The organism is Ruegeria sp. HKCCD7181 (assembly GCF_057221055.1).
Genome location: NZ_JBWVBC010000001.1, coordinates 507,357 through 526,829, shown reverse-complemented (window position 1 = coordinate 526,829; position 19,473 = coordinate 507,357). Strand labels below are relative to the sequence as shown.

Sequence of the window (19,473 nt, the reverse complement as noted above, 5' to 3'; positions counted from 1 at the left end):
TCTACCCATGATACGCAGCGACCGTTTTTAGCTGAGAAAAACCATAAAGCGCCTCGAACCCCTTTTCGCGGCCATGACCGGATTTTCCGACACCACCAAAAGGCAGCTCAACACCGCCGCCTGCACCGTAATTGTTGATGAAGACCTGCCCCGAATGCAGGCGTTTCGCCAGCCGCATCTGCCGGGCGCCGGCGCGGGTCCAGATACTGGCGACCAGGCCATAATCGGTACTATTTGCTATAGTTAGAGCCTGATCTTCGGTTTCGAACGGTATCAGGACCTGAACCGGACCGAATACCTCGTCCCTTGCCAATACGTGATCGGGCGGGACATCAGAAAACAATGTCGGGCGTACATAAGCTCCTGCGTCCGGAGCCTGTTCCACGATCTGCCCTTGTGCGGCTATGGTAAGGTCGGATCCTTTCTCGACAAAGCTGGTCACGATCTGTTTCTGACGCTCGGAAATCAGCGGGCCAACGCGCAGATCCTGAATCGCCGGGCCTACAGTCAGTTGCGCATAGGCTTCAGACATCATTGATTTTATCTGCTCGTACACGCCGCGTTGCACAAGAATGCGCGAAGAAGCTGAACAGGTTTGCCCCGCATTCTGAATGCCCGCGTTCACCAGAAATGGCAAAGCGGCCTCAAGATCGGCGTCGTCAAAGACCAGTTGTGGCGATTTTCCACCCAGTTCCAGCGTTACCGGTATAACATTGCGCCCCGCCGCCTGCTGAACCTGCGCGCCCGTCGCCACCGATCCGGTGAAAGAGACATGATTGACGCCAGGATGCCCCGACAAAGCCGCGCCTGCCTCAGTTCCCAGTCCGGGAACGACGTTCAACGCACCAGCAGGCAATCCTGCCTCGACTGCAAGATGGGCAAAGGCCAACGCTGTAAGACAAGCCTCTTCAGCTGGTTTCAACACGCAGGCATTGCCCATCGCCAGCGCCGCCCCGACCGAGCGGCCGATGATCTGCATCGGATAGTTCCACGGCACGATATGGCCCGTCACCCCGTGTGGTTCGCGCAGAGTGTACACCGTGTACCCATCCAGATAGGGAATCGTTTCCCCCATCACTTTGTCTGCGGCACCCCCGTAAAACTCGCAGTACCGCGCCAATGCCAACGCGTCGGCGCGGGCCTGCGTCAGCGGTTTGCCGACATCCATTGCTTCGATCAAAGCCAGGTCGTCGACACGCTCCAGCACCAGCTGCCCCAGACGCGACAGGACGCGACCCCGCTCCAAAGCACTCATACGACCCCATTCGCCATCCAGCGCTGATCGGGCAGCATGTACGGCCAACTCGACATCCTTTGCCCCGCCACGCGCAATCTGGCAAATCTCCGTTCCATCCGACGGGTTTACCAAAGGCAGAGTCGCAGAGGACTTGGGTTTAACCCATGCCCCACCGATCAGGCACAGGCTGGGATCGAACCAAAGAGGGTGAGACATGAGATGCTCCTGTTTAGGCTCTAACATTGGGATTTGGCGGTATTTCTTGGTTGACATCAGGCAAGGTTGGCGCCGCTTTGATCAGTTTTTGGGTATAGGGATGATTTGGGTTCGCAAAGACCTGTTCGGTTTCGCCTTGTTCCACGATCTTGCCCGCCTGCATCACCATAACGCGATCGGTGATTGTGCGTACGACACTCAGATCATGGCTGATGAACAGATAGGTCAGATCATAAGCTTCACAGAGTTCAACCAGAAGGTCCAATATCTGCGCCCGGACCGAGACATCAAGTGCAGAGACCGCTTCGTCAAACAGAATCAGTTCCGGCTGTATCATCAGTGCGCGCGCGATGGCGATACGCTGACGCTGACCACCTGAAAACTCGTGGATGTATTTCCCCGCGTCATCCGGGTTGAGACCAACGGCCGTCAGCATTTCTGCTATGCGGTCCTGACGTTCTGAACCAACCGGAGCGGTCTCCAACAAGTGGAACGGCTCGGTAATCAGGCGGGCAACGCGATGTCGAGGGTTAAAGCTGCCAAATGGGTCCTGAAACACCACCTGCATCTTGCGGCGCACGGCAAGGTCAGGCTTGTGACTAGTGTATACAGACTTCCCGTCCAACAGAATTTTGCCACCTTGCACTTCCTCTAATCCCAGAATCGCCCTAGTTAGGGTCGATTTCCCGCACCCAGACTCGCCAACCAAACCCAATCGTTCGCCCCGGTTCAGGGTAAAACTGACCTGATCCACAGCGCGGTGATGATCTGGCGCAGCAAACAGGCGCTTGCGTGGCAAGCGGTAGTCACGGACAACATCAGCGACCTCAAGCAAAGGACGCGGGTTCAATGTCTCGGGCAGCGAGACCTGATGGCTGGACGCTTCAAACAGCATTCGGGTGTAGGGGTGTTGCATGTGCCGCAGCAGATGGTCGGTCGCACCTGATTCAACAACCTCGCCGTGACGCATGACGACGATCTGATCCGCCATGTCTGCCACAACTGCCAGATCGTGAGTAATCATCAGCAAGCCCATACCATATTCACGAACCAGCCCCTTCAGCAGGTCCAGGATTTGAGCCTGTGTTGTCACGTCCAAGGCCGTGGTCGGCTCATCCGCGATCAGCAGCCGTGGGCGCAAAGCAATGGCCATTGCGATCACGACACGCTGGCGTTGACCGCCGGATAGTTCATGAGGGTAGCGGGACAGCGGGAACTTGTGGGGGGGCATGCCGACCCGGGTCAGAACCTCCTGCGCGCGCAAACGCGCCTCGGGCGGCGGCATGGCTTTATGAATCAAGATGGTTTCGGTTACCTGATCCCCTATCGTCTTGACCGGGTTCAGGGCGGTCATCGGCTCTTGGAACACCATCCCGATCGACGCGCCGCGCAGAGCACACATCTGTGATTCAGAACAGTCCAGCAAGTCGATGCCATCCAACAAAATGGCTCCGCAAGGCTCTGCTCCGCTTGGTAACAGCTGCATGACAGCCAGCGCGGTCATCGACTTGCCCGACCCGCTTTCCCCCGTCACAGCGGTGATCTGCCCCGGTTCAATCGCCAGGCTGACCCGTTTGAGAATTGGCGCCCCGTGAATCGTCAGCGAAAGGTTATCGATCTGCAGCAAACTCATGCGCGGGCCACCCTGATGCGCGGGTCCAGCCAGTCTCGCAGACCATCTCCCAACAGGTTCAGGCCCAGCACTGTCACGATGATGGCTAAACCCGGAATCAGAGCCAAATGCGGGGCAAAACTGACCATTGTCTGCGCGTCGGCCAACATTCGACCCCAGCTAGGCGTCGGGGGTTGCGCACCTAAGCCCACATAGGAAAGGCCAGCTTCGGCCAGGATTCCCAGCGAAAACTGAATCGTTCCCTGTACGATCAGCAGGTTTGCCACATTGGGCAGGATGTGCTCTGCCGATATCCGCGCCGCTCCCTTACCCGCGACACGGGCGGCAAGAATGTATTCACGCTCCCACAATGACAGCGCTGCGCCGCGCGTGATGCGAGCGAAGACAGGGATGTTGAAAATACCGATGGCGATGATGGCGTTGATCGCGCCAGCACCGAAGACCGCTGTAATCAGGATGGCGATGACCAGCGAAGGGAAAGCGAAAACCAGATCGTTGCCGCGCATAATTACCTCGTCCACCCAAGCGCCCTTACGCGCCGCCGCGGTCAGACCCAACGGCACGCCCAGCGCCATACCGATCCCGACAGCGACCAGAGCAACCGCAATCGACGTCCGCGCACCCACCATGATCATCGAAAACATATCGCGCCCGAAATGATCCGTTCCGAACCAGTGCTGCGCGTTGGGTGGTTGCAACTTGGCCGGGATGTTCAGCGCGGCATAGTCGTAGGGCGTCCAGACAAACGACACCAATGCAGCCAGCAGAACCAGCGAAGACAGGCACGCGCCAAGGATCAGGTTACGGCTCATGTCCTGCTCCTTAGCCTGGGATCAACTGCGGCATAGGCCAGATCGACCAGAAAATTAACGGTGATGACGGCAAAGACAAGCAGCATGACGACCGACTCGACCACGATCAAGTCGCGGGCAGAAATGGCCTGAAACACCAACCGCCCAAGGCCGGGCAGGTAGAACACCTGCTCGATGATGATCGAGCCCGCCAACAGGAAGGAAAACTGCAACCCGATGATAGTCAGAACCGGGATCAACGCATTGCGTACCCCGTGCCGCCAGAGCGCCTGTCGGCGGTTGAGACCCTTGGCACGGGCGGTACGCATGAAATCCTCGCCCAGTATATCCAGCAGGGCCGACCGCATGACACGCGCCAGAATGGCGGCTTGCGGCAGGGCCAGCGCGATGGCTGGCAAGGTCAGAGAGTGCAGCCCGGTCCAGATCCCCGTTTCCCAGCCGGTAAAGCCGCCAGCATTGAACCAGCGCAGGTTGATGGCAAAGATCAGCACCAACATCATGGCAAACCAGAAATTCGGGACTGCGATGCCCAGCTGCGTCGCGCCCATAACCGCCAGATCCCCCGGTTTGCCGCGGCGGGCGGCAGCGTAGATCCCAGCTGGGAAGGCGATCAGAGTCGATAGAGTCAACGCGTAAAGTGCGAGCGGCAAAGATACCCACAAGCGGTCGGCGATCATCTGCGACACCGGTGTGCGATAGGTATAAGAAGTGCCAAAATCTCCGACCATCATCCCGCCAACCCAGTTGAAGTATCGCTGCATTTTGGACACGTCCAATCCGAGCTCGGCCCTCAACGCCGCCAGAGTATCCGCCTGCGCATTTACACCCAGCATGAACGACGCCGGATCACCCGGAGCAACTTCTATAACTGCAAAGATTACCACCGAAGCGACAATCAGGCTGATCACCAGCGATATCAGGCGTTTGAGGGCATAGCGGAGCATGGTTCAGACGTTAGGCGCACATACCGCGCGGGTCCAGCATCTAAGGCACCAGAAGATAGGCAAAAACCGCGTACCCGACGATTGCGGCGTACCCCAGTGGGTAAATCCACTTGATCGCGTAATTGTCCAATAGTCTGGCCGCTCCTTCGCGCCCGGATACCTTGAGCTTGCGCAGGGCGACATTGAAAACAATCAGTGCCCCCGTCATCAGAAACATGCATTGCAGGATGAAATCCAGAAACGTCAGATAGCCCAGTTTCGGCAGATCGGCGGAGATCGCCCAGTTAAACGCCACGAAAACCAGCAGGTTGCCCCCTGCGATTTCGATACGCCTCCGGTATTCATCAAGGAAAAACAGCGCCCAGCCGACCGTTATCAGAACCAGCATCGGCAGAAACACCCGAATAACGTAATAGGTCAGGTGGCGGTTACCGTCGAAGATCAGGGCAACTTGATCACTTTCCCGGCCGGACAAGCCGACAACACTGGAAGCCTCTACCCGAGCATTGTCCAGAATCCATTCTTCCTCGCCCAGCAGATCGCCAAGGCCCGAGAATTCATCCAGCGGGTAATAGGACACGTAGTCGGATGGGAAGATCGACACGACGTCAAAATGGAACTCCTGCGTATCGAAAGGGTACTTACGAAAATCAAAATGCGGTGCCTGCAATGTCAGCGAAGATTTCTCGACATACACAACTTTCCCGTTAGACCGCAGAGAAGCCGCAGATTCATGAATCCACTTATTCGATTGCTGATTGTGGATGACGAAAGCAGGCAGCACAGTGCCGATTTCAGCGGCGTGATCCGCAAGCGCTGGTGGGTTGAAGACCTTGATGTCACGCCCCAGCTCTTGCGCGTCAAACGCCAGTGCAGGGTCGGTCCATTCGACCCGCAGCACAACAACGGCACCGTAGTTTTCAGCCTTTTGGTCAACGCTGGTGATCTGGTCGATCTTTATGCCTATGCCAACGTCCAGGGGGTTCTCTGGGGTCCCAACCAATGCGTCCAATCGGCTGTCGAGAACGTTCTGGGCTGCTGTCTGCCCAACAGATACGAAAGTAAGGCAAACTGTGAAAACAAACAGAATAAGGACACGGAACACGGTCATAACCAGGCTTACACTAAAACGGGAACTGGCCGGGGCCGCAGGCTGCGGCCCCGACTTTTTTTGTTATTCGGACCAGCTGATTGCTGTCAGGTCTATTGCCGCGGTGGGCGCGTTTTCCCAAAGACCCTGAACGCCCGCCTTAGCCACGCCTAATTTGGCCAACTGGAAAAGGTATCCGTTGACGTAATCGGTCGAGATCAACCGCTGTGCTTCGCCCAGCAGTCTGGACCGTTCCTCAGGGTCTGTTGTGGAATTCAGAGTATCCATCAGAGCCTGAAAATCAGTGCTGTCATACTGAAAATAATAGTCAGGCCGCGCATAGATGCCGATATCCATCGGTTCGGTATGGCTGACGATGGTCAGGCCGAAATCCTTGCCCTTGAACACCGATTCCAGCCATTGCGCCCATTCGACATTGATGATCTCGGCCTTGATGCCGACATCGGCCAGCTGAGCCGCGATGATCTCTCCTCCACGGCGCGCGTAAGAAGGCGGTGGCAGGTGCAGCGTGGTTTCGAAACCTTCGGCAAGCCCGGCTTCGGTCAATAACGCACGGGCCTTTTCAGGATCGTAGGCGGACTGCCCGGTCAGATCGACATAGGCCGGGTTGTGGGGCGCAAAATGCGTACCAATCGGGGTGCCATATCCGAACATGGCGCCGTCGATGATGGCCTGCCGATCAATCGCATGGGCCACTGCCTGACGAACAAGGATGTCGTCGAACGGGGCCTGCTTGTTGTTGGTTGACAGGATCGTCTCACCTTCGGTGGACCCGACGAGCACCTGAAAACGAGGATCGGCCTCGAACTGAGGCAGGTTTTCCGGTGCAGGAAAATTGTCGAACGCGTCAATATCCTCGGCCATCATTGCGGCAAAGGCGGCGGTAGGGTCCGATATGAATTTGAACGTTGCCGTCTCTAGCGCGGGTAGATCACCCCAGTAGTCCGGGTTGCGGTTCAGAGTAATGCTGTCGCCCTGAACCCAATTGCCAAAGGTAAAAGCGCCTGTTCCAACCGGGTTGGTCTTGATATTATCGATGCTCTCGGAGGCGACGATAACTGCGTCCCCCCAGGCCATGTTGAACAGGAAATTTCCGTTAGGCTCGGACAGGGTCACTTTGACAGTCAGCGGATCGACAGCTTCGACACTCTGGATTCCCGCGAACAGTGCTTTCTGAGCGTTGGCGCTATCTTCCGCTATGGCGCGATCTAGACTGAACTTGACGTCCTCGGCATCCATGGTGGTGCCATCATGGAAAGTCACACCGTCACGTAGATTGAACGTATAGACGGTGCCATCGTCAGATATTTCCCAGCTCTCAGCCAAACCCGGAACAACTGAACCATCGCCCATGAATCGGGTCAGGCCTTCGAAAATGTTGGTGTAGACAACCGAATCGATGGCCTGTGCGGCCGCGCTGGTCGGGTCCAAATGTGGCGGCTCGAGTTGCATCGCAATCGTAATGTCGGATTTGGCCAAAGCCTGCGATGCGAACAGACTTGCGCCAAGCGCCAGTGCGGATGCAAAGGGCCGAAACACCTGCATTGTCATGAAAAACTCTCCCTTATTGAAATTACGCGCCGGCTGATTTGCAGGCTTTTCTCGTACCAATGTCCCTTTAAACCTTGGGTCATTCAAGGAAATGTTCGCGCAACCGGGGTTTCTATGGCCGGTCGCAATCTGCTATGCCGCACTGCAACATGGACCCCGCAGGAGCGAGTATGAGCGCCACCGCCCGCAAAAAAGCCCCGAACGCCGAGGATATCCGCGCCCGAAAAGGCACTGAACCTCTGGTCAGTCTGACCGCTTACACGACACCGATGGCACGGGTGATGGACGCTCATTGCGATTTCGTATTGGTGGGCGACAGTGTCGGCATGGTGCTGCATGGCATGACGTCGACCCTGGGCGTGACCATGGAAATGATGATTATGCACGGTCAGGCTGTAGCACGCGGTCTGGACAAGGCGATGATGATTATCGACATGCCCTTTGCCAGCTACGAACACGACGCCTCGGGCGCTTTCCGAAATGCAGCCCGTCTGATGTCGGAAACCGGCGCAGGTGCCGTAAAGCTGGAAGGCGGGGTCGAAATGGCCGAGACGATCCGTTTTCTGGTCAAGCGCGGCATCCCGGTAATGGCGCATATCGGGCTGACGCCGCAATCGATCAACACTTTGGGTGGCTATAAGGTTCAGGGCCGCGACGAGCAGGCCGAGGCTGTGATGGCGGATGCTCGCGCCGTGGCTGAGGCCGGCGCGTTTTCGGTCGTATTGGAAAAGGTCCCGCAGGTTCTGGCCGACCGCATTACCGCCGAGGTCGCGATTCCGACCATCGGTATCGGTGCCTCGGCTGGATGCGACGGGCAAATTTTGGTCGTGGACGACATGCTGGGCTTTTTCACCGCATTCAAACCAAAATTTGTCAAACGTTATGCCGATCTGGGCCTGCAGGCGGAAGCAGCTATCGCCGAATATGCAACCGAGGTTCGCGCCCGCAATTTCCCGGCAGACGAGCATGTCTTTGCGGATCAGGCCCCGGCCAAGGGACGTAAAACATGACCGCACCGATCCTACGGCGCCTGGCCGATCTGCGTGCGCTTACCTCTCAATGGCATCGCAAGGATGCGGTGATCGGCGTTGTGCCGACGATGGGCGCTTTGCATCAAGGGCATCTGTCACTGGTCGAGGCTGCCAAGGCGAATTGCGATCGCGTGATCGTCACGATCTTTGTGAATCCCAAGCAGTTCAACAACCCCGAGGATCTTGCCAAGTATCCCCGGACCGAGTTGGACGACGCGGAAAAGCTGACCCCTTACGGCGTGGATGCGATCTATGTTCCCGACCCGGAAGAGATGTATCCCGAAGGTTTCTCGACGACAGTTCTCGTCTCTGGCCTGACTGATGTAATGGAAGGGCCATTCCGCCCAGGCCACTTTGACGGAGTGGCCACCGTGGTAGCCAAACTGTTCCTGCAGACCCAGGCTAATCGAGCCTATTTCGGGGAAAAAGACTATCAGCAGCTGCTGGTCGTCCGCCGAATGGCCCGCGATCTCAACATCCCCATCGAAGTGATTGGCTGCCCGACCGTACGTGAACCTTCAGGACTGGCCATGTCGTCCCGAAATCTTCTGCTGTCACCCGACGGGTTAAAAGTTGCCGCAAAGAAAAGCGAAATCATGCGGGATGTTGCCGCCCGATTGACGGCGGGCGAAGCATTCCCCTTACTGGCGCAAAAGGCCGAGGCCGATTTGATCGCAGTTGGGTTTACCGAAGTCGAATACATCGATCTGCGCTGCGCCGAAACGCTAGAGGCGCTTTCAGCTGCTTCTCGTCCGGCACGGCTGTTTGTCACGGCCTGGGCGGACGGGGTCCGTCTGATTGACAATATACCGGTAACACCTGCCTGAAATCCGCTCTGGTCCGCGCTCAGCTGTTTGCGCTAAAGTCCTGCAAAACGAAACGAGGAGGAGCGCAGGCATGACCTATGTTTTGGCAATCGATCAAGGCACCACGTCGTCACGCGCCATTCTGTTTGACGCGCAGATGCAGCGCGTTGGAACGGCTCAGCGAGAGTTCCCTCAGCATTTCCCTCAGGAAGGTTGGGTGGAACACGACGTCGAAGACATTTGGGACAGCGTTCTGACCGTCTGCCGCGAGGTGATGGATAACACTGGCGTCTCAGCCCAGCAGATCGCCGGCATCGGCATAACCAACCAGCGCGAAACTACCGTTATGTGGGACAAGGCGACAGGCAAAGCCATCCACAACGCAATCGTCTGGCAGGATCGCCGTACCGCCGACATCTGTTCGCATTTCCGACAAGCCGGATGCGAGGATGACGTGACTGCGCAAACCGGGCTTCTTCTGGATCCCTACTTCTCGGGGACCAAGGTCAAATGGCTGCTGGACACCGTCCCCGGCGCCCGCGAACGCGCCATCACCGGAGAGCTGCTTTTCGGTACCATCGACACGTTCCTGATCTGGCGGCTGACCGAAGGCCGCGTGCACGCCACGGATGCGACCAACGCGGCCCGAACGTTGCTGTATGATATTCACAAAGGCGATTGGAGCGCTGAGATTTGCAATCTGCTCGACATCCCGATGTCTGTGCTACCCCAAGTGCACGATTGCGCGTCTGATTTCGGGCAGACCGGCCTGTTGGGTGGGGCCATCCCAATTCTGGGCGTTGCCGGAGATCAACAGGCCGCAACCATCGGACAGGCCTGTTTCCAGCCGGGGATGATGAAATCAACCTATGGTACCGGGTGTTTTGCACTGCTGAACACAGGCAAACAGCCCGTTCTGTCCAAGAACCGCCTTTTGACCACGATTGCCTATCAACTGGACGGACAGCGCACCTATGCGCTGGAGGGGTCGATTTTTATTGCCGGTGCTGCAGTGCAATGGCTCCGCGATGCGGTGCAAATTATCGATGCGGCCCCGCAGAGCGGCGATCTGGCTGCGCAAGCTGATCCAACACAACACGTTGTGCTGGTTCCGGCCTTTACTGGGCTCGGCGCGCCCTATTGGAAACCCGATTGCCGGGGCGCCATGTTCGGGCTGACACGGAACTCGGGCCGGGCCGAGATCGCACGGGCCACACTTGAAAGCATCGCGTTCCAAACCCGCGACCTTTGGCACGCCATGCAAGGCGACTGGGGCGCCGAGGCCGATGTCATCCTGCGCGTGGATGGCGGGATGAGCGCATCCGACTGGACCATGCAGGGGCTGTCAAACTGCCTGGGCGCTCCTGTAGACCGACCAGTGATGCAGGAAACCACTGCCCTTGGCGCGGCATGGCTGGCAGGGATGAAGGCCGGCGTCTACCCGGATCAGGCCGGATTTGCCGAAACATGGGAACTGGATCGGAGATTCGAGCCTAACCAAGGCGATGAAGACCGCGACGCCGCCTATGCCCGCTGGCAACGCGCGGTGCAGGCGGCGATGGCGTTTTAACTGTGGTCCTTCATCAGACGCTGCTTTTGCCGTGACCAGTCGCGCTTGGCTTGGGTTTCGCGTTTGTCATGGGTTTTCTTACCCTTGGCGATCCCGATCTTCACCTTGGCCAGGCCCTTGTGGTTGAAATACAAAACCAGCGGCACCAGCGTCATGCCCTTGCGCTGGGTCGCGTTCCAAAGATTCGACAAATCTTTGCGCGACACCAATAGCTTGCGGCGGCGGCGCTCCTCGTGCTTGAACACCTTGGCCTGTTCATAAGGCGCGATATAGCTGTTAACCAACCAAAGCTCTCCGTTCTCGACCGAGGCGTAGCTGTCGGCAATGTTCGAACCACCCGCACGCAGGGATTTGACCTCTGACCCTTCCAGCACGATGCCGCACTCGAGGTCGTCCTCGATTGCGTAATCGAAGCGGGCGCGCCGGTTCTCGGCGATTACCTTGTAATTCGGATCTGTCTTCTGCTTGGCCATGACGCGAAGATTTAGGCGGCTTGCGTGGCCCTTGCAAGGCAGGGTTTCACCCTGCACCTCATGTTTTGGCGGAAATGATCAGATCCGGGCCGAAAATCGTGTCGGCGTGGTTGTGCAGATAGATCTTGAGCCACGGCGTGAACCGATCCGGGTGACGCTGAACCTCGGCCAGCAGATCGTGATAGTCGACCCAGCGGATATCCATGACTTCGTCAGGGTTGGGCGTAATCTCCAACGGGCCACGTGCGTGGGCCAGAAAAACATCGACCACTTCATTCTCGACCATGCCGTTGCCCACATCTGCGTGGTATTCCAGACGATGCCGGTACTCGGGGTACAGACCCTTGATACCCAGTTCTTCCTGCAGGCGCCGTACAGCGCAGGCAGAAGCGTTTTCGTCCCAGTCGGGATGCGTACAGCACGTGTTCGCCCACAGACCCGGCGTATGGTATTTGCCCAGCGCCCGGCGCTGCATCAGAATTTCGGTCCCCCGCACGACAAAGACCGAGACCGCCTTGTGCTTGAGACCTTTTTCATGTGCTTCAAGTTTGTCGACGGGCGCAAGCTTGCCCTCGACCCAGGCCGGGATCATGATTCCCATCTGTCGTCTCCTGTTGCCGGTGGGGCGGTTCGCACAGGTATTCCACCAGGTACCGGTTTTCCCCCAAGGTGACCCTGATCGATCCCCTGATCAAGCGCACGAAAGGCCGCAGGGGCTGCGGCCTTTTGTACATAATCTCACGGTTTGGCAGTAGGCGTTATTCGCCGGAAACGCTCACGATATAGGCGTAAACGTCTTCGCCACCCTTCTTAAGTTTGAAGGTCATCTTGGATTTGGCTGCGGTGTCGTCCAGATATGTCTTCAGGAACGTTTTGGGATCCTGAGCGTATTCAACAAAAGTGGTTTCGTCCCAAACCAGGCCGTTTTCACCGGCAGCAACGATGCTGTCACCGTATTTAAAGCCTTCCACAGTGCCCGCGGTACGCCCGGCGATTCCATAGAGGTTTGGACCAGTTTTACCGCCTTTGACGATAGCCTCACCCGCAGGGTCGGCGATCATGTGGCAGGACTTGCACTTGTTGAAAGTCTTCTTGCCGGCCTCGGCATCACCTTCGGCATAGGCGGGAACGGCCAACAGGCTGACAAGTGCTGTTGCGAGGATGCGATTCATAGATTTTGCTCCGATACGAATTGGCTGCCCCGAATGGAACTCCGGCGCATGAAAGAGTCAACGCGCAGATTGCCGCGCGAAGGCACTGTGCCACTGCGGCACGTAGCTCGTCCTTAACTTAAGTCATGTACACCGGACCAACACGGCAAAAGATCGCCGGAGGCCGGAGTCGCAAGATACACCGCCCGCGCAATGGCGCGCGACAGGCACAGCGACGCTGCGTGTCCGAGAAGCCCCAGATCAGCCTCAGTCTCAACTTCGCGATCACCTGTGCTGACGCCAAAGACCAGATCCCCGTCGCCCGGAGTGTGGGCCGGAACAATCGCTCGCGCGATGCCGTCATGCGCCGCCACGGCCAGACGCTGGCATTGCGGCTTGGTCAAGGCTGCGTCGGTTGCCACGATGGCAATGGTCGTATTGGTCTGTTCCGGGGCAGCCGGCTTCATCGCCGCCGCCTTTCGGCTCGTGTGGATGCGGCCCAATCCAGTGGCCATATCAGGGCCTAACCCTCCAAATTCGCTGCCTTGCTCGAAAGACGCGGCCCAGAAATGTCGGTCGCGCGGTGTGGTAACACTGCCCAGCGGGTTGGCCGCGACCAACGCCCCAACCGTAACGCCATTGTCCATCACGAATGAGGCCGAGCCCAGTCCGCCCTTGTGCATGGCCGATAGCGCACCGGTGCCTGCACCAGCCGTTCCCAATGCGAAATCCTCTGCCGCATTTTCAAACGCCGCGCGACCAAGCGCGCGATACGGGTTCTCGACCCATTCTTTGTCACCGCCATTGAGCAGGTCAAACAGGATGGCCCCCGGTACAATCGGCACAATCGTGCTACCGACCGGAAAACCCCGGCCCTGTGCGCGCAATGCATCAGAGACACCGGAACAGGCGTCCAGACCAAAGGCGGACCCGCCGGACAGGGCAATTGCATCGATTCGGGTAACGGTCTTGTCTGGCGCCAGCAGATCGGTTTCGCGCGTTCCCGGCGCACCGCCCATCACATGAACTGACGCTGTGAACGCCTCATCGGCTGTCAGCACGGTTGTGCCCGATTTCAACACGTCATCCTGCGCGTTGCCGACCTTCAGGCCGGGCACATCAGTGATCAGGTTCTTGGGTCCGGGGGTCATCTTGGTATCACTATTAGACGCGTGTTGGGTCAGATACACCGGCCACCGTCGACCTCGAGGGCCGTTCCGGTAATCATGCTGGCCTCGTCCGAGCACAGGAAACAGGCAGCGTTGGCCATGTCTTCCGGCGCCGAAAAACGGCCCAGGGGGATCGTCGACAGGAATTTCGCGCGAATTTCGGGGGTATCCTCACCCATGAAGGACTTCAGCAACGGTGTTTCGCCCGCCACCGGGCAGATTGCGTTGACGCGCACACCCGATGGTGCCAATTCCACCGCCATCGTCTTGGTCGCGGTGATCATCCACCCCTTTGAGGCGTTGTACCAGTTGAGGTTCGGGCGCGGTGACAGGCCTGCTGTCGAAGCGACATTCAGAACCGCGCCGGTTCCACGCGATTTCATATGAGGCATCAGGGCACGGGCGGTCAGATAGACGGATTTCATGTTCACGTTGTAGACACGGTCGAAATCTTCCTCGCTGACATCTTCCAGTGGGGTCGGCAGATGGGTCACACCGGCATTGTTCACCAGTATGTCGAGATGCCCGAACCCTCCGATCGCTGCATCCGCCATGGCCTGCACCGAAGCGCCGTCGGCAACGTCGACCTGTTGTGCGATGGCCTGAGGGCCAAGTTGCGAGGCCAGGTCGCGGGCTGCTTCGCCGTTGATATCGGCAATCATCACACGGGCACCTTCGGTCAGGAACTTCTGTACGATCCCGGCGCCGAATCCGGATGCGCCCCCGGTCACGATTGCGGTTTTTCCCTCTAACCTCATGATCTTGCCCTCTCGCCGCTTTTCGGGGTCAGAGTAGCAACGGATCGGAAAGATACCAGATCATTCTTCGGAGACTTTTCCGCGCAGGGTTTTGACATCAGAACGCGCCTTTTTCGCCGCCAACCGGCGCTTGACCGAACCATAAGTCGGCTTGGTGGCAATACGCCGCTTGGGTTTGACCAATGCACGATTGATCAATTCGGCCAAACGGGTCCGCGCAATTTCACGGTTGCGCGCCTGCGAGCGGGTCTCATCGCATTGGATGATGATCGCACCTTCCTTGGTCCAACGACGACCTGCCAACCGTTTCAGCCGGGTCTTAACCGGATCGGGCAGCGAGGGTGAGCGCGCCGCCTCGAACCGCAACTCCACTGCGGTCGAAACCTTGTTCACATTCTGCCCACCGGGGCCGGACGAACGCATGAAGCTTTCGGTCATTTCCCAGTCTTGTAGGGTGATATCGTCGGAGACGTGTAACATGAGCCGAACCTTACAGGTCGCTTGCAGAAACAAAAAGGGCCGCCCCGGCGGGACGGCCCTTCGAAAGTTCAGGAGGTTGGGTCGGTTAGATCATTCGACCAGCCGGAGCGAGCGCTCCGCCAAGGGCTGCCTCAGCAGGTTTTCCCCCCGGTTGTTCCAACACCTCTCTCCAATCTCTTTCTCGACACTGGATCACCTCCTTTTCTATCTGTTGCGGTTAACTTTGAGCCTGACACAAGATGCGCCAATCTCAAAGCGTTTTTTTACGCAGGCTGCGCTGTCAACCGCGCAACGATCACCTTGAACGGGATCAGCGCGATCAGGGCCAGCGACAATTTCACCAGCCAGTCAGCGAACGCGAGTGTCACCCAAAGCGGTGCCATCGGGCCGGACAGCATGAAGGGAATGGGCTCCCATGCCCAGCTGATCGCGGCATCAGCATTGGCGCCAAAGAACGTGACCGAGGCCGAGAACGCGATGGTAAAAAACAGCGCCGTGTCCAGAGCCGAACCCACCAGCGTCGAGACCAGAGGCGCACGCCACCAGCGGCCGCCGCGCATCGCGTTGAACACGGTGACGTCGGTCATTTGCGCAATCAGGAAAGCGGTGCCCGAGGCTACGGCGATCCGCAGCGGTACGGCGGCATAAGTAAAGCCATCGCCCTGCAGCATGATCTGGCTGCCGATCAGCGAGCAGATGATACCGGTGACAAACCCGGCAAACACGACCTTGCGGGCCGTGGCCACACCATAGACGCGGTTCATGATGTCGGTGACCAGAAAGGCCAGCGGATAGGTGAAAGCACCCCAGGTCAGCAGACCGTCAAGAATCAGGAACTGGACCAGGATGTTCGAGGCCACGACAATGGCGGCCATGGCAATGATGCCGGGGATAAAGCTGCGTTGCATTTTTGATGCCCGTTTTGACAAGGTAGCGGCGACTTGGCCAAGGGTTCATCCCAAGGCAAGCCGCGCTTCTAGCCATTTGAAATCGGCAAGTCAATCGGGCAGCAGGTATTCCACCAGTTCCGTGCGCTGCAGCGCCATGAAATTGTCATCCGCCACCATCGTCGCGCGCAATCGGCCCTGCCTATCGCGCCAGACTGACACCCCTTCGAGGTTGTCATGCGCGCCGGTGCCGGTCTCGAACAGGATTTCCTCGGCCTCCAGGTCGTCGCCATCTAACTGCCAACGTCGCAGACGCGAGCGAAACCCGGTCAGGGATACCGAACGTTCGAGCACATAGAACCGCCCATCCGGACCAATATCGGCGGAAACAGGCAGAAACTTGCCCCGCTGCGGCAATACAAAGGGTGTCGACCAAACCCGACCATCCCAGCGGTACACCGGGATATCACCCTGCGCAGTCCGGTTTTTCTCGGTCAGAGTGTAAAGACGGGCCTGATCGTCAATCGCCAGCCCTTCAAGGGACCCGTTTCGATCAAGGGAATCAAACGCCTTAGGGCGTGGCAACACGCGGGCCTTGCTATCGGGGCCGGTGTAATGGGCCACGCGATGGACACCTTCGAATGAAATGTAGAAAGACCCGTCAGGGGAATACGCGATCCCTTCGGAATCTCCGGCCCGACCCGTCATGATGCGCCCCGTGCTGGACAGAACCGGCCAGCGATCCAGCATATCAATTCCGGTAATCTTATCCCCGTCACGTTCGATCCGGGCGGTAACGACGTTGGCCCGATCACTGACCACTGTCATGCTGTGCCCGTCATCCGAGATGTGGAGGGCCGAAAACCCACCGAACCAGTCGGCGTTGTTGCGCCACGCAAAACTGCCCAGATGGATGGCGGTTTTGACGTCAACCGCCCAAACCGATCCCGCCATCAGCAGAGCGGCGATCAGTTGGACTGCAGGACCGAAGCGCATTGCTGGGGCAAATCTGCCAACCGGTACTCACGGCGTTTCTTGGGCGGCGGTGCGTTCGGGTCTGGCGGCGGCGGATTCAGGATATTGCGCACCCATTGTTGTGCCTCGGCGCAGCCATCCCCTTGGGGCGGCGGATCCTGATTGACGCAACCGCGTGATCCTTTCGGGCATTTCAACCGAACATGGAAGTGATAGTGATGGCCCCACCACGGCCTGATTTTGCGGAGATATGCCCGGTTGCCTTTCTCGTCATTGCACATCTGAACCTTGGCACCCGGGAAAACAAATATCCGGGCTACGCGTTTATCCTTGGCCGCTTCGCGCAGAACAGCGTGGTGCTGTTTGGTCCAATTGCCGTTGACGTAGGCCCCGTTAGACCGGCGCAGGGAAATGGACGAGATATTCTCGCGCGCCTTGCGTGACATACGCATGTTGTCGCCCGGCAGCATCCAGATATCGATGTCTAGACCCAGTTGATGGCTGCGGTGGCCGGATGTCATCGGCCCGCCCCGTGGCTGGCTGATATCTCCAATATAGAGACCATTCCATCCCGGTTGCTTCGCGGCGAATTTGCTGAGGTCCTGCACGTAGTCAATGGCTTGCGGGTGACCCCAATTGCGATTCCGCGACAGGCGCATTGCCTGCCATGTCGGCCCGGTTTCGGGCAGTTGCACTGAGCCCGCGGCGCATCCGCGCGAATAACTGCCGAAAGCAGCAGATTTTTGTTGAGAGCTTTGTTTTTGCGCCCCGAACAACTGCTTTGCCAGGGGCTGTGCCGTGGCGGTGCCCGCCAGTGTTACAAGTGCCAGTATTGCCAAAAAACGTCGTAAAATCATCTGCTCTGATCCCCTTCCGGTCTGACCCAGCGCATCAGGAATAGACCCAGAATAAACAACAGAATGATCGGTGACACCCCCAGACGCGCACTGCCGGTGACTGTTGTGGTAATTCCGATCAGCAGCGGCGCGGCAAAGGCGGTGGCGCGACCGGACAGACCGTATAAGCCAAAGCTCTCAACCGGGGTTTCGGGGTCGGTATGGCGCACCATCATAGACCGGCTGCACGATTGCAGAATACCGCCCATGCCTCCGATTAGAATACCGCAGCCAAAAAACACCAGATCCGGCAGGCTTGATCCTTCGGGCAAGGCAATGCCGTAGATCTGCGTCCTGTCCATCATGACAACAGTCGCGCAAACGAAGATAAGCACCCAGATGGCCACCAGAATGACCGGTTTAGGGCCATATTTCTTGTCCATCTTGCCACCAGCCCACGCAAATATGGCCGAGGCCAGCACGCTGACAATGCCAAAGACGCCGATCTTGATCAGATCCCACTCCAGCACCAGCCGCGCGTAGACGCCTCCGAAACTGTAAAGCCCGTTCAGAGCATCGCGGTAGAACATGGACGAGCCAAGATAGGCCGCCAGACTGACCCGGTAACGCAGTGCGGATATAGATTTTGCCAAAAGGCTCAGCGCCTCGCCCACGCTGCCTTTCTTGTCCGTTTGCGCGTCGTCCCGCACCCACAGGAAATAGGGCACCATGAACAAAACAAACCAACCGGCGGTAAAGGGCCCGACAAAGCGTGTGCCTTCGCGCGCAGCGGCATTCAGACCAAACATCGGGTCCATACCTATCAACGTCTTGCCATTGGGTTGTTCAACAAACAACGCCAACATGATCGCCAACGAGATCAGACCGCCGAAATAGCCAAAGGCAAAGCCCGAGCCGGAAATCTCGCCCACCTCATTGTCGTTGCCCAGATCGGGCAGCTGCGAGTTTATGAAAATCAGCGCGTATTCCGCACCGACAAACCCCAGCCCAAAGGCCGACAGCATCAGCCACATGTTCGATCCGTCCGGCATCGTGTACCACAGCGCCGCAGAGCCGACCGCATACATCACCGAAAAGGCGAATATCCAAGGGATTCGGCGTCCCGAAACATCGGCCATGGCTCCCAAAAGCGGCGCGCCAAAGGCGATAATCAGCCCGGTAATGGTCAGGCAATTTGCCCAGACCGTTTGTGCCTGTGCTGCGGCAGCCTGTGCGTCCAATCCGGAATTGGTATAAAACCCCGCCGCTACTCCGGCGAAATAGGGGCCAAAAACAAACGTGACGAGCAGAGTGTGATACGGCTGGCTTGCCCAGTCAAAAAACCACCAGCCCCAAATGCGCTTGCGCCTGGAAATCTCTGCCATCTCTGCCCCTTGTGTTCTTTGTCTTTATAAGACGGACCTTTGGGGCATTTCGCAAGCGTTCTATTCGGGCGCACTTGCTCTTTGCCGCCCGGGCGCTTAGGTCTCTGCAGATATGAAAACGGAGTGCCCATGCTGTCGCTGATCCAAATCCTGCTGCTGATCCTGGACATTGTCTGGTTCATCATCCTCGCCCATGTAATCATGAGCTGGCTGATCAACTTCCAGGTGCTGAATCTGCACCAACAGCTGGTGGCGCAAATCTGGTATGGTTTGAACCGGATACTAGAGCCTATCTATGGCCCGATCCGGCGCATTCTGCCCGCAATGGGCGGGCTCGACCTGACACCCCTGGTGGTGCTGGTCGCGGTCTATGCGTTGCGGATCGTCCTGATCAACAATGCGGTCTATTTCTACTGACCTCTTGTTCACCGAATCTTAGTATGTGATT

General features: G+C 58.0%; 20 protein-coding genes. 4 read left to right on the top strand and 16 right to left on the bottom strand.

Annotation, left to right across the window (positions count from 1 at the left end; genetic code table 11):
- Window position 1 precedes the first annotated feature (1 nt).
- The 6 genes from AC2TCY_RS02590 to AC2TCY_RS02565 all read right to left on the bottom strand — a co-directional run bounded on the left by AC2TCY_RS02590 (window position 2) and on the right by AC2TCY_RS02565 (window position 7,504).
- The gene (locus AC2TCY_RS02590; protein ID WP_480845264.1) at window positions 2-1,453 is read right to left on the bottom strand and encodes an aldehyde dehydrogenase family protein; all 1,452 of its coding nucleotides are present in this window, start codon (window positions 1,451-1,453) and stop codon (window positions 2-4) included.
- Window positions 1,454-1,466: 13 nt separating this feature from the next.
- A complete protein-coding gene (locus tag AC2TCY_RS02585) occupies window positions 1,467-3,086 on the bottom strand; it encodes an ABC transporter ATP-binding protein (RefSeq protein ID WP_480845263.1) in 1,620 nt (539 codons plus the stop codon).
- A complete protein-coding gene (locus AC2TCY_RS02580; protein WP_480845262.1) occupies window positions 3,083-3,898 on the bottom strand; it encodes an ABC transporter permease in 816 nt (271 codons plus the stop codon). The genes AC2TCY_RS02585 and AC2TCY_RS02580 overlap by 4 nt, the downstream gene beginning before the upstream one ends.
- Window positions 3,895-4,842, bottom strand: coding sequence for an ABC transporter permease (locus AC2TCY_RS02575; RefSeq protein ID WP_480845261.1), 948 nt, complete (start codon window positions 4,840-4,842; stop codon window positions 3,895-3,897). Before AC2TCY_RS02575 ends, AC2TCY_RS02580 begins: the two co-directional genes overlap by 4 nt.
- 40 nt (window positions 4,843-4,882) lie before the next feature.
- Window positions 4,883-5,953, bottom strand: a complete 1,071-nt coding sequence (locus tag AC2TCY_RS02570; protein WP_480845260.1) for a ligand-gated ion channel — start codon at window positions 5,951-5,953, stop codon at window positions 4,883-4,885.
- Between the two features lie 63 nt (window positions 5,954-6,016).
- Complete coding sequence (locus AC2TCY_RS02565; protein ID WP_480845259.1) at window positions 6,017-7,504, bottom strand: ABC transporter substrate-binding protein; 1,488 nt, start codon at window positions 7,502-7,504, stop codon at window positions 6,017-6,019.
- A 170-nt stretch (window positions 7,505-7,674) separates the two neighbouring features.
- On the opposite strand from AC2TCY_RS02565, the gene panB reads away from it, so the two are divergent.
- The 3 genes from panB to glpK all read left to right on the top strand — a co-directional run bounded on the left by panB (window position 7,675) and on the right by glpK (window position 10,911).
- The gene (panB, locus tag AC2TCY_RS02560) at window positions 7,675-8,514 is read left to right on the top strand and encodes a 3-methyl-2-oxobutanoate hydroxymethyltransferase (RefSeq protein WP_480845258.1); all 840 of its coding nucleotides are present in this window, start codon (window positions 7,675-7,677) and stop codon (window positions 8,512-8,514) included.
- On the top strand, window positions 8,511-9,362 hold the full coding sequence (gene panC, locus AC2TCY_RS02555) for a pantoate--beta-alanine ligase (protein WP_480845257.1): 852 nt from the start codon (window positions 8,511-8,513) through the stop codon (window positions 9,360-9,362). Before panB ends, panC begins: the two co-directional genes overlap by 4 nt.
- Window positions 9,363-9,432: 70 nt before the next feature.
- Window positions 9,433-10,911, top strand: coding sequence for a glycerol kinase GlpK (gene glpK / locus AC2TCY_RS02550; RefSeq protein ID WP_480845256.1), 1,479 nt, complete (start codon window positions 9,433-9,435; stop codon window positions 10,909-10,911).
- Here the strand turns inward: glpK and smpB are convergent.
- The 10 genes from smpB to AC2TCY_RS02500 all read right to left on the bottom strand — a co-directional run bounded on the left by smpB (window position 10,908) and on the right by AC2TCY_RS02500 (window position 19,025).
- Window positions 10,908-11,384, bottom strand: coding sequence for an SsrA-binding protein SmpB (smpB, locus tag AC2TCY_RS02545; RefSeq protein ID WP_480845254.1), 477 nt, complete (start codon window positions 11,382-11,384; stop codon window positions 10,908-10,910). The two genes, glpK and smpB, sit on opposite strands and share 4 nt — an antisense overlap.
- 58 nt (window positions 11,385-11,442) lie before the next feature.
- On the bottom strand, window positions 11,443-11,985 hold the full coding sequence (idi, locus tag AC2TCY_RS02540; RefSeq protein ID WP_480845252.1) for an isopentenyl-diphosphate Delta-isomerase: 543 nt from the start codon (window positions 11,983-11,985) through the stop codon (window positions 11,443-11,445).
- A 157-nt stretch (window positions 11,986-12,142) separates the two neighbouring features.
- Window positions 12,143-12,556 carry a c-type cytochrome gene (locus tag AC2TCY_RS02535; RefSeq protein WP_480845251.1) on the bottom strand — a complete coding sequence of 138 codons (414 nt, stop codon included), beginning with the start codon at window positions 12,554-12,556 and terminating at the stop codon, window positions 12,143-12,145.
- 113 nt (window positions 12,557-12,669) lie between these two features.
- A complete protein-coding gene (locus AC2TCY_RS02530; RefSeq protein ID WP_480845250.1) occupies window positions 12,670-13,686 on the bottom strand; it encodes a P1 family peptidase in 1,017 nt (338 codons plus the stop codon).
- 29 nt (window positions 13,687-13,715) lie between these two features.
- The gene (locus tag AC2TCY_RS02525) at window positions 13,716-14,462 is read right to left on the bottom strand and encodes an SDR family oxidoreductase (RefSeq protein ID WP_480845248.1); all 747 of its coding nucleotides are present in this window, start codon (window positions 14,460-14,462) and stop codon (window positions 13,716-13,718) included.
- Window positions 14,463-14,522: 60 nt separating this feature from the next.
- Entirely contained in the window at window positions 14,523-14,942 is a 420-nt protein-coding gene (gene arfB / locus AC2TCY_RS02520; RefSeq protein WP_480845247.1) for an alternative ribosome rescue aminoacyl-tRNA hydrolase ArfB, read from the bottom strand.
- A gap of 263 nt (window positions 14,943-15,205) precedes the next feature.
- The gene (locus AC2TCY_RS02515; RefSeq protein WP_480845246.1) at window positions 15,206-15,850 is read right to left on the bottom strand and encodes a queuosine precursor transporter; all 645 of its coding nucleotides are present in this window, start codon (window positions 15,848-15,850) and stop codon (window positions 15,206-15,208) included.
- Between the two features lie 90 nt (window positions 15,851-15,940).
- A complete protein-coding gene (locus tag AC2TCY_RS02510; protein WP_480845245.1) occupies window positions 15,941-16,825 on the bottom strand; it encodes an esterase-like activity of phytase family protein in 885 nt (294 codons plus the stop codon).
- Window positions 16,798-17,661 (bottom strand): penicillin-insensitive murein endopeptidase, encoded by an 864-nt coding sequence (gene mepA, locus AC2TCY_RS02505; protein WP_480845244.1) that lies wholly within the window; start codon window positions 17,659-17,661, stop codon window positions 16,798-16,800. The genes AC2TCY_RS02510 and mepA overlap by 28 nt, the downstream gene beginning before the upstream one ends.
- A complete protein-coding gene (locus AC2TCY_RS02500) occupies window positions 17,658-19,025 on the bottom strand; it encodes an MFS transporter (RefSeq protein ID WP_480845243.1) in 1,368 nt (455 codons plus the stop codon). Before AC2TCY_RS02500 ends, mepA begins: the two co-directional genes overlap by 4 nt.
- A gap of 129 nt (window positions 19,026-19,154) precedes the next feature.
- Here AC2TCY_RS02500 and AC2TCY_RS02495 point away from each other — a divergent pair, with 129 nt between their 5' ends.
- Window positions 19,155-19,442, top strand: a complete 288-nt coding sequence (locus AC2TCY_RS02495) for a YggT family protein (protein WP_480845241.1) — start codon at window positions 19,155-19,157, stop codon at window positions 19,440-19,442.
- Window positions 19,443-19,473 lie beyond the last annotated feature (31 nt).

Coding starts and splice junctions, on each gene's coding strand:
- mepA (WP_480845244.1), bottom strand. CDS start 17,661: ATGATTTTACGACGTTTTTTGGCAATACTGGCACTTGTAACACTGGCG.
- AC2TCY_RS02495 (WP_480845241.1), top strand. CDS start 19,155: ATGCTGTCGCTGATCCAAATCCTGCTGCTGATCCTGGACATTGTCTGG.
- panC (WP_480845257.1), top strand. CDS start 8,511: ATGACCGCACCGATCCTACGGCGCCTGGCCGATCTGCGTGCGCTTACC.
- arfB (WP_480845247.1), bottom strand. CDS start 14,942: ATGTTACACGTCTCCGACGATATCACCCTACAAGACTGGGAAATGACC.
- AC2TCY_RS02500 (WP_480845243.1), bottom strand. CDS start 19,025: ATGGCAGAGATTTCCAGGCGCAAGCGCATTTGGGGCTGGTGGTTTTTT.
- smpB (WP_480845254.1), bottom strand. CDS start 11,384: ATGGCCAAGCAGAAGACAGATCCGAATTACAAGGTAATCGCCGAGAAC.
- AC2TCY_RS02530 (WP_480845250.1), bottom strand. CDS start 13,686: ATGACCCCCGGACCCAAGAACCTGATCACTGATGTGCCCGGCCTGAAG.
- AC2TCY_RS02580 (WP_480845262.1), bottom strand. CDS start 3,898: ATGAGCCGTAACCTGATCCTTGGCGCGTGCCTGTCTTCGCTGGTTCTG.
- AC2TCY_RS02515 (WP_480845246.1), bottom strand. CDS start 15,850: ATGCAACGCAGCTTTATCCCCGGCATCATTGCCATGGCCGCCATTGTC.
- panB (WP_480845258.1), top strand. CDS start 7,675: ATGAGCGCCACCGCCCGCAAAAAAGCCCCGAACGCCGAGGATATCCGC.
- AC2TCY_RS02585 (WP_480845263.1), bottom strand. CDS start 3,086: ATGAGTTTGCTGCAGATCGATAACCTTTCGCTGACGATTCACGGGGCG.
- AC2TCY_RS02525 (WP_480845248.1), bottom strand. CDS start 14,462: ATGAGGTTAGAGGGAAAAACCGCAATCGTGACCGGGGGCGCATCCGGA.
- glpK (WP_480845256.1), top strand. CDS start 9,433: ATGACCTATGTTTTGGCAATCGATCAAGGCACCACGTCGTCACGCGCC.
- AC2TCY_RS02590 (WP_480845264.1), bottom strand. CDS start 1,453: ATGTCTCACCCTCTTTGGTTCGATCCCAGCCTGTGCCTGATCGGTGGG.
- AC2TCY_RS02535 (WP_480845251.1), bottom strand. CDS start 12,556: ATGAATCGCATCCTCGCAACAGCACTTGTCAGCCTGTTGGCCGTTCCC.
- AC2TCY_RS02575 (WP_480845261.1), bottom strand. CDS start 4,842: ATGCTCCGCTATGCCCTCAAACGCCTGATATCGCTGGTGATCAGCCTG.
- idi (WP_480845252.1), bottom strand. CDS start 11,985: ATGGGAATCATGATCCCGGCCTGGGTCGAGGGCAAGCTTGCGCCCGTC.
- AC2TCY_RS02565 (WP_480845259.1), bottom strand. CDS start 7,504: ATGACAATGCAGGTGTTTCGGCCCTTTGCATCCGCACTGGCGCTTGGC.
- AC2TCY_RS02570 (WP_480845260.1), bottom strand. CDS start 5,953: ATGACCGTGTTCCGTGTCCTTATTCTGTTTGTTTTCACAGTTTGCCTT.
- AC2TCY_RS02510 (WP_480845245.1), bottom strand. CDS start 16,825: ATGCGCTTCGGTCCTGCAGTCCAACTGATCGCCGCTCTGCTGATGGCG.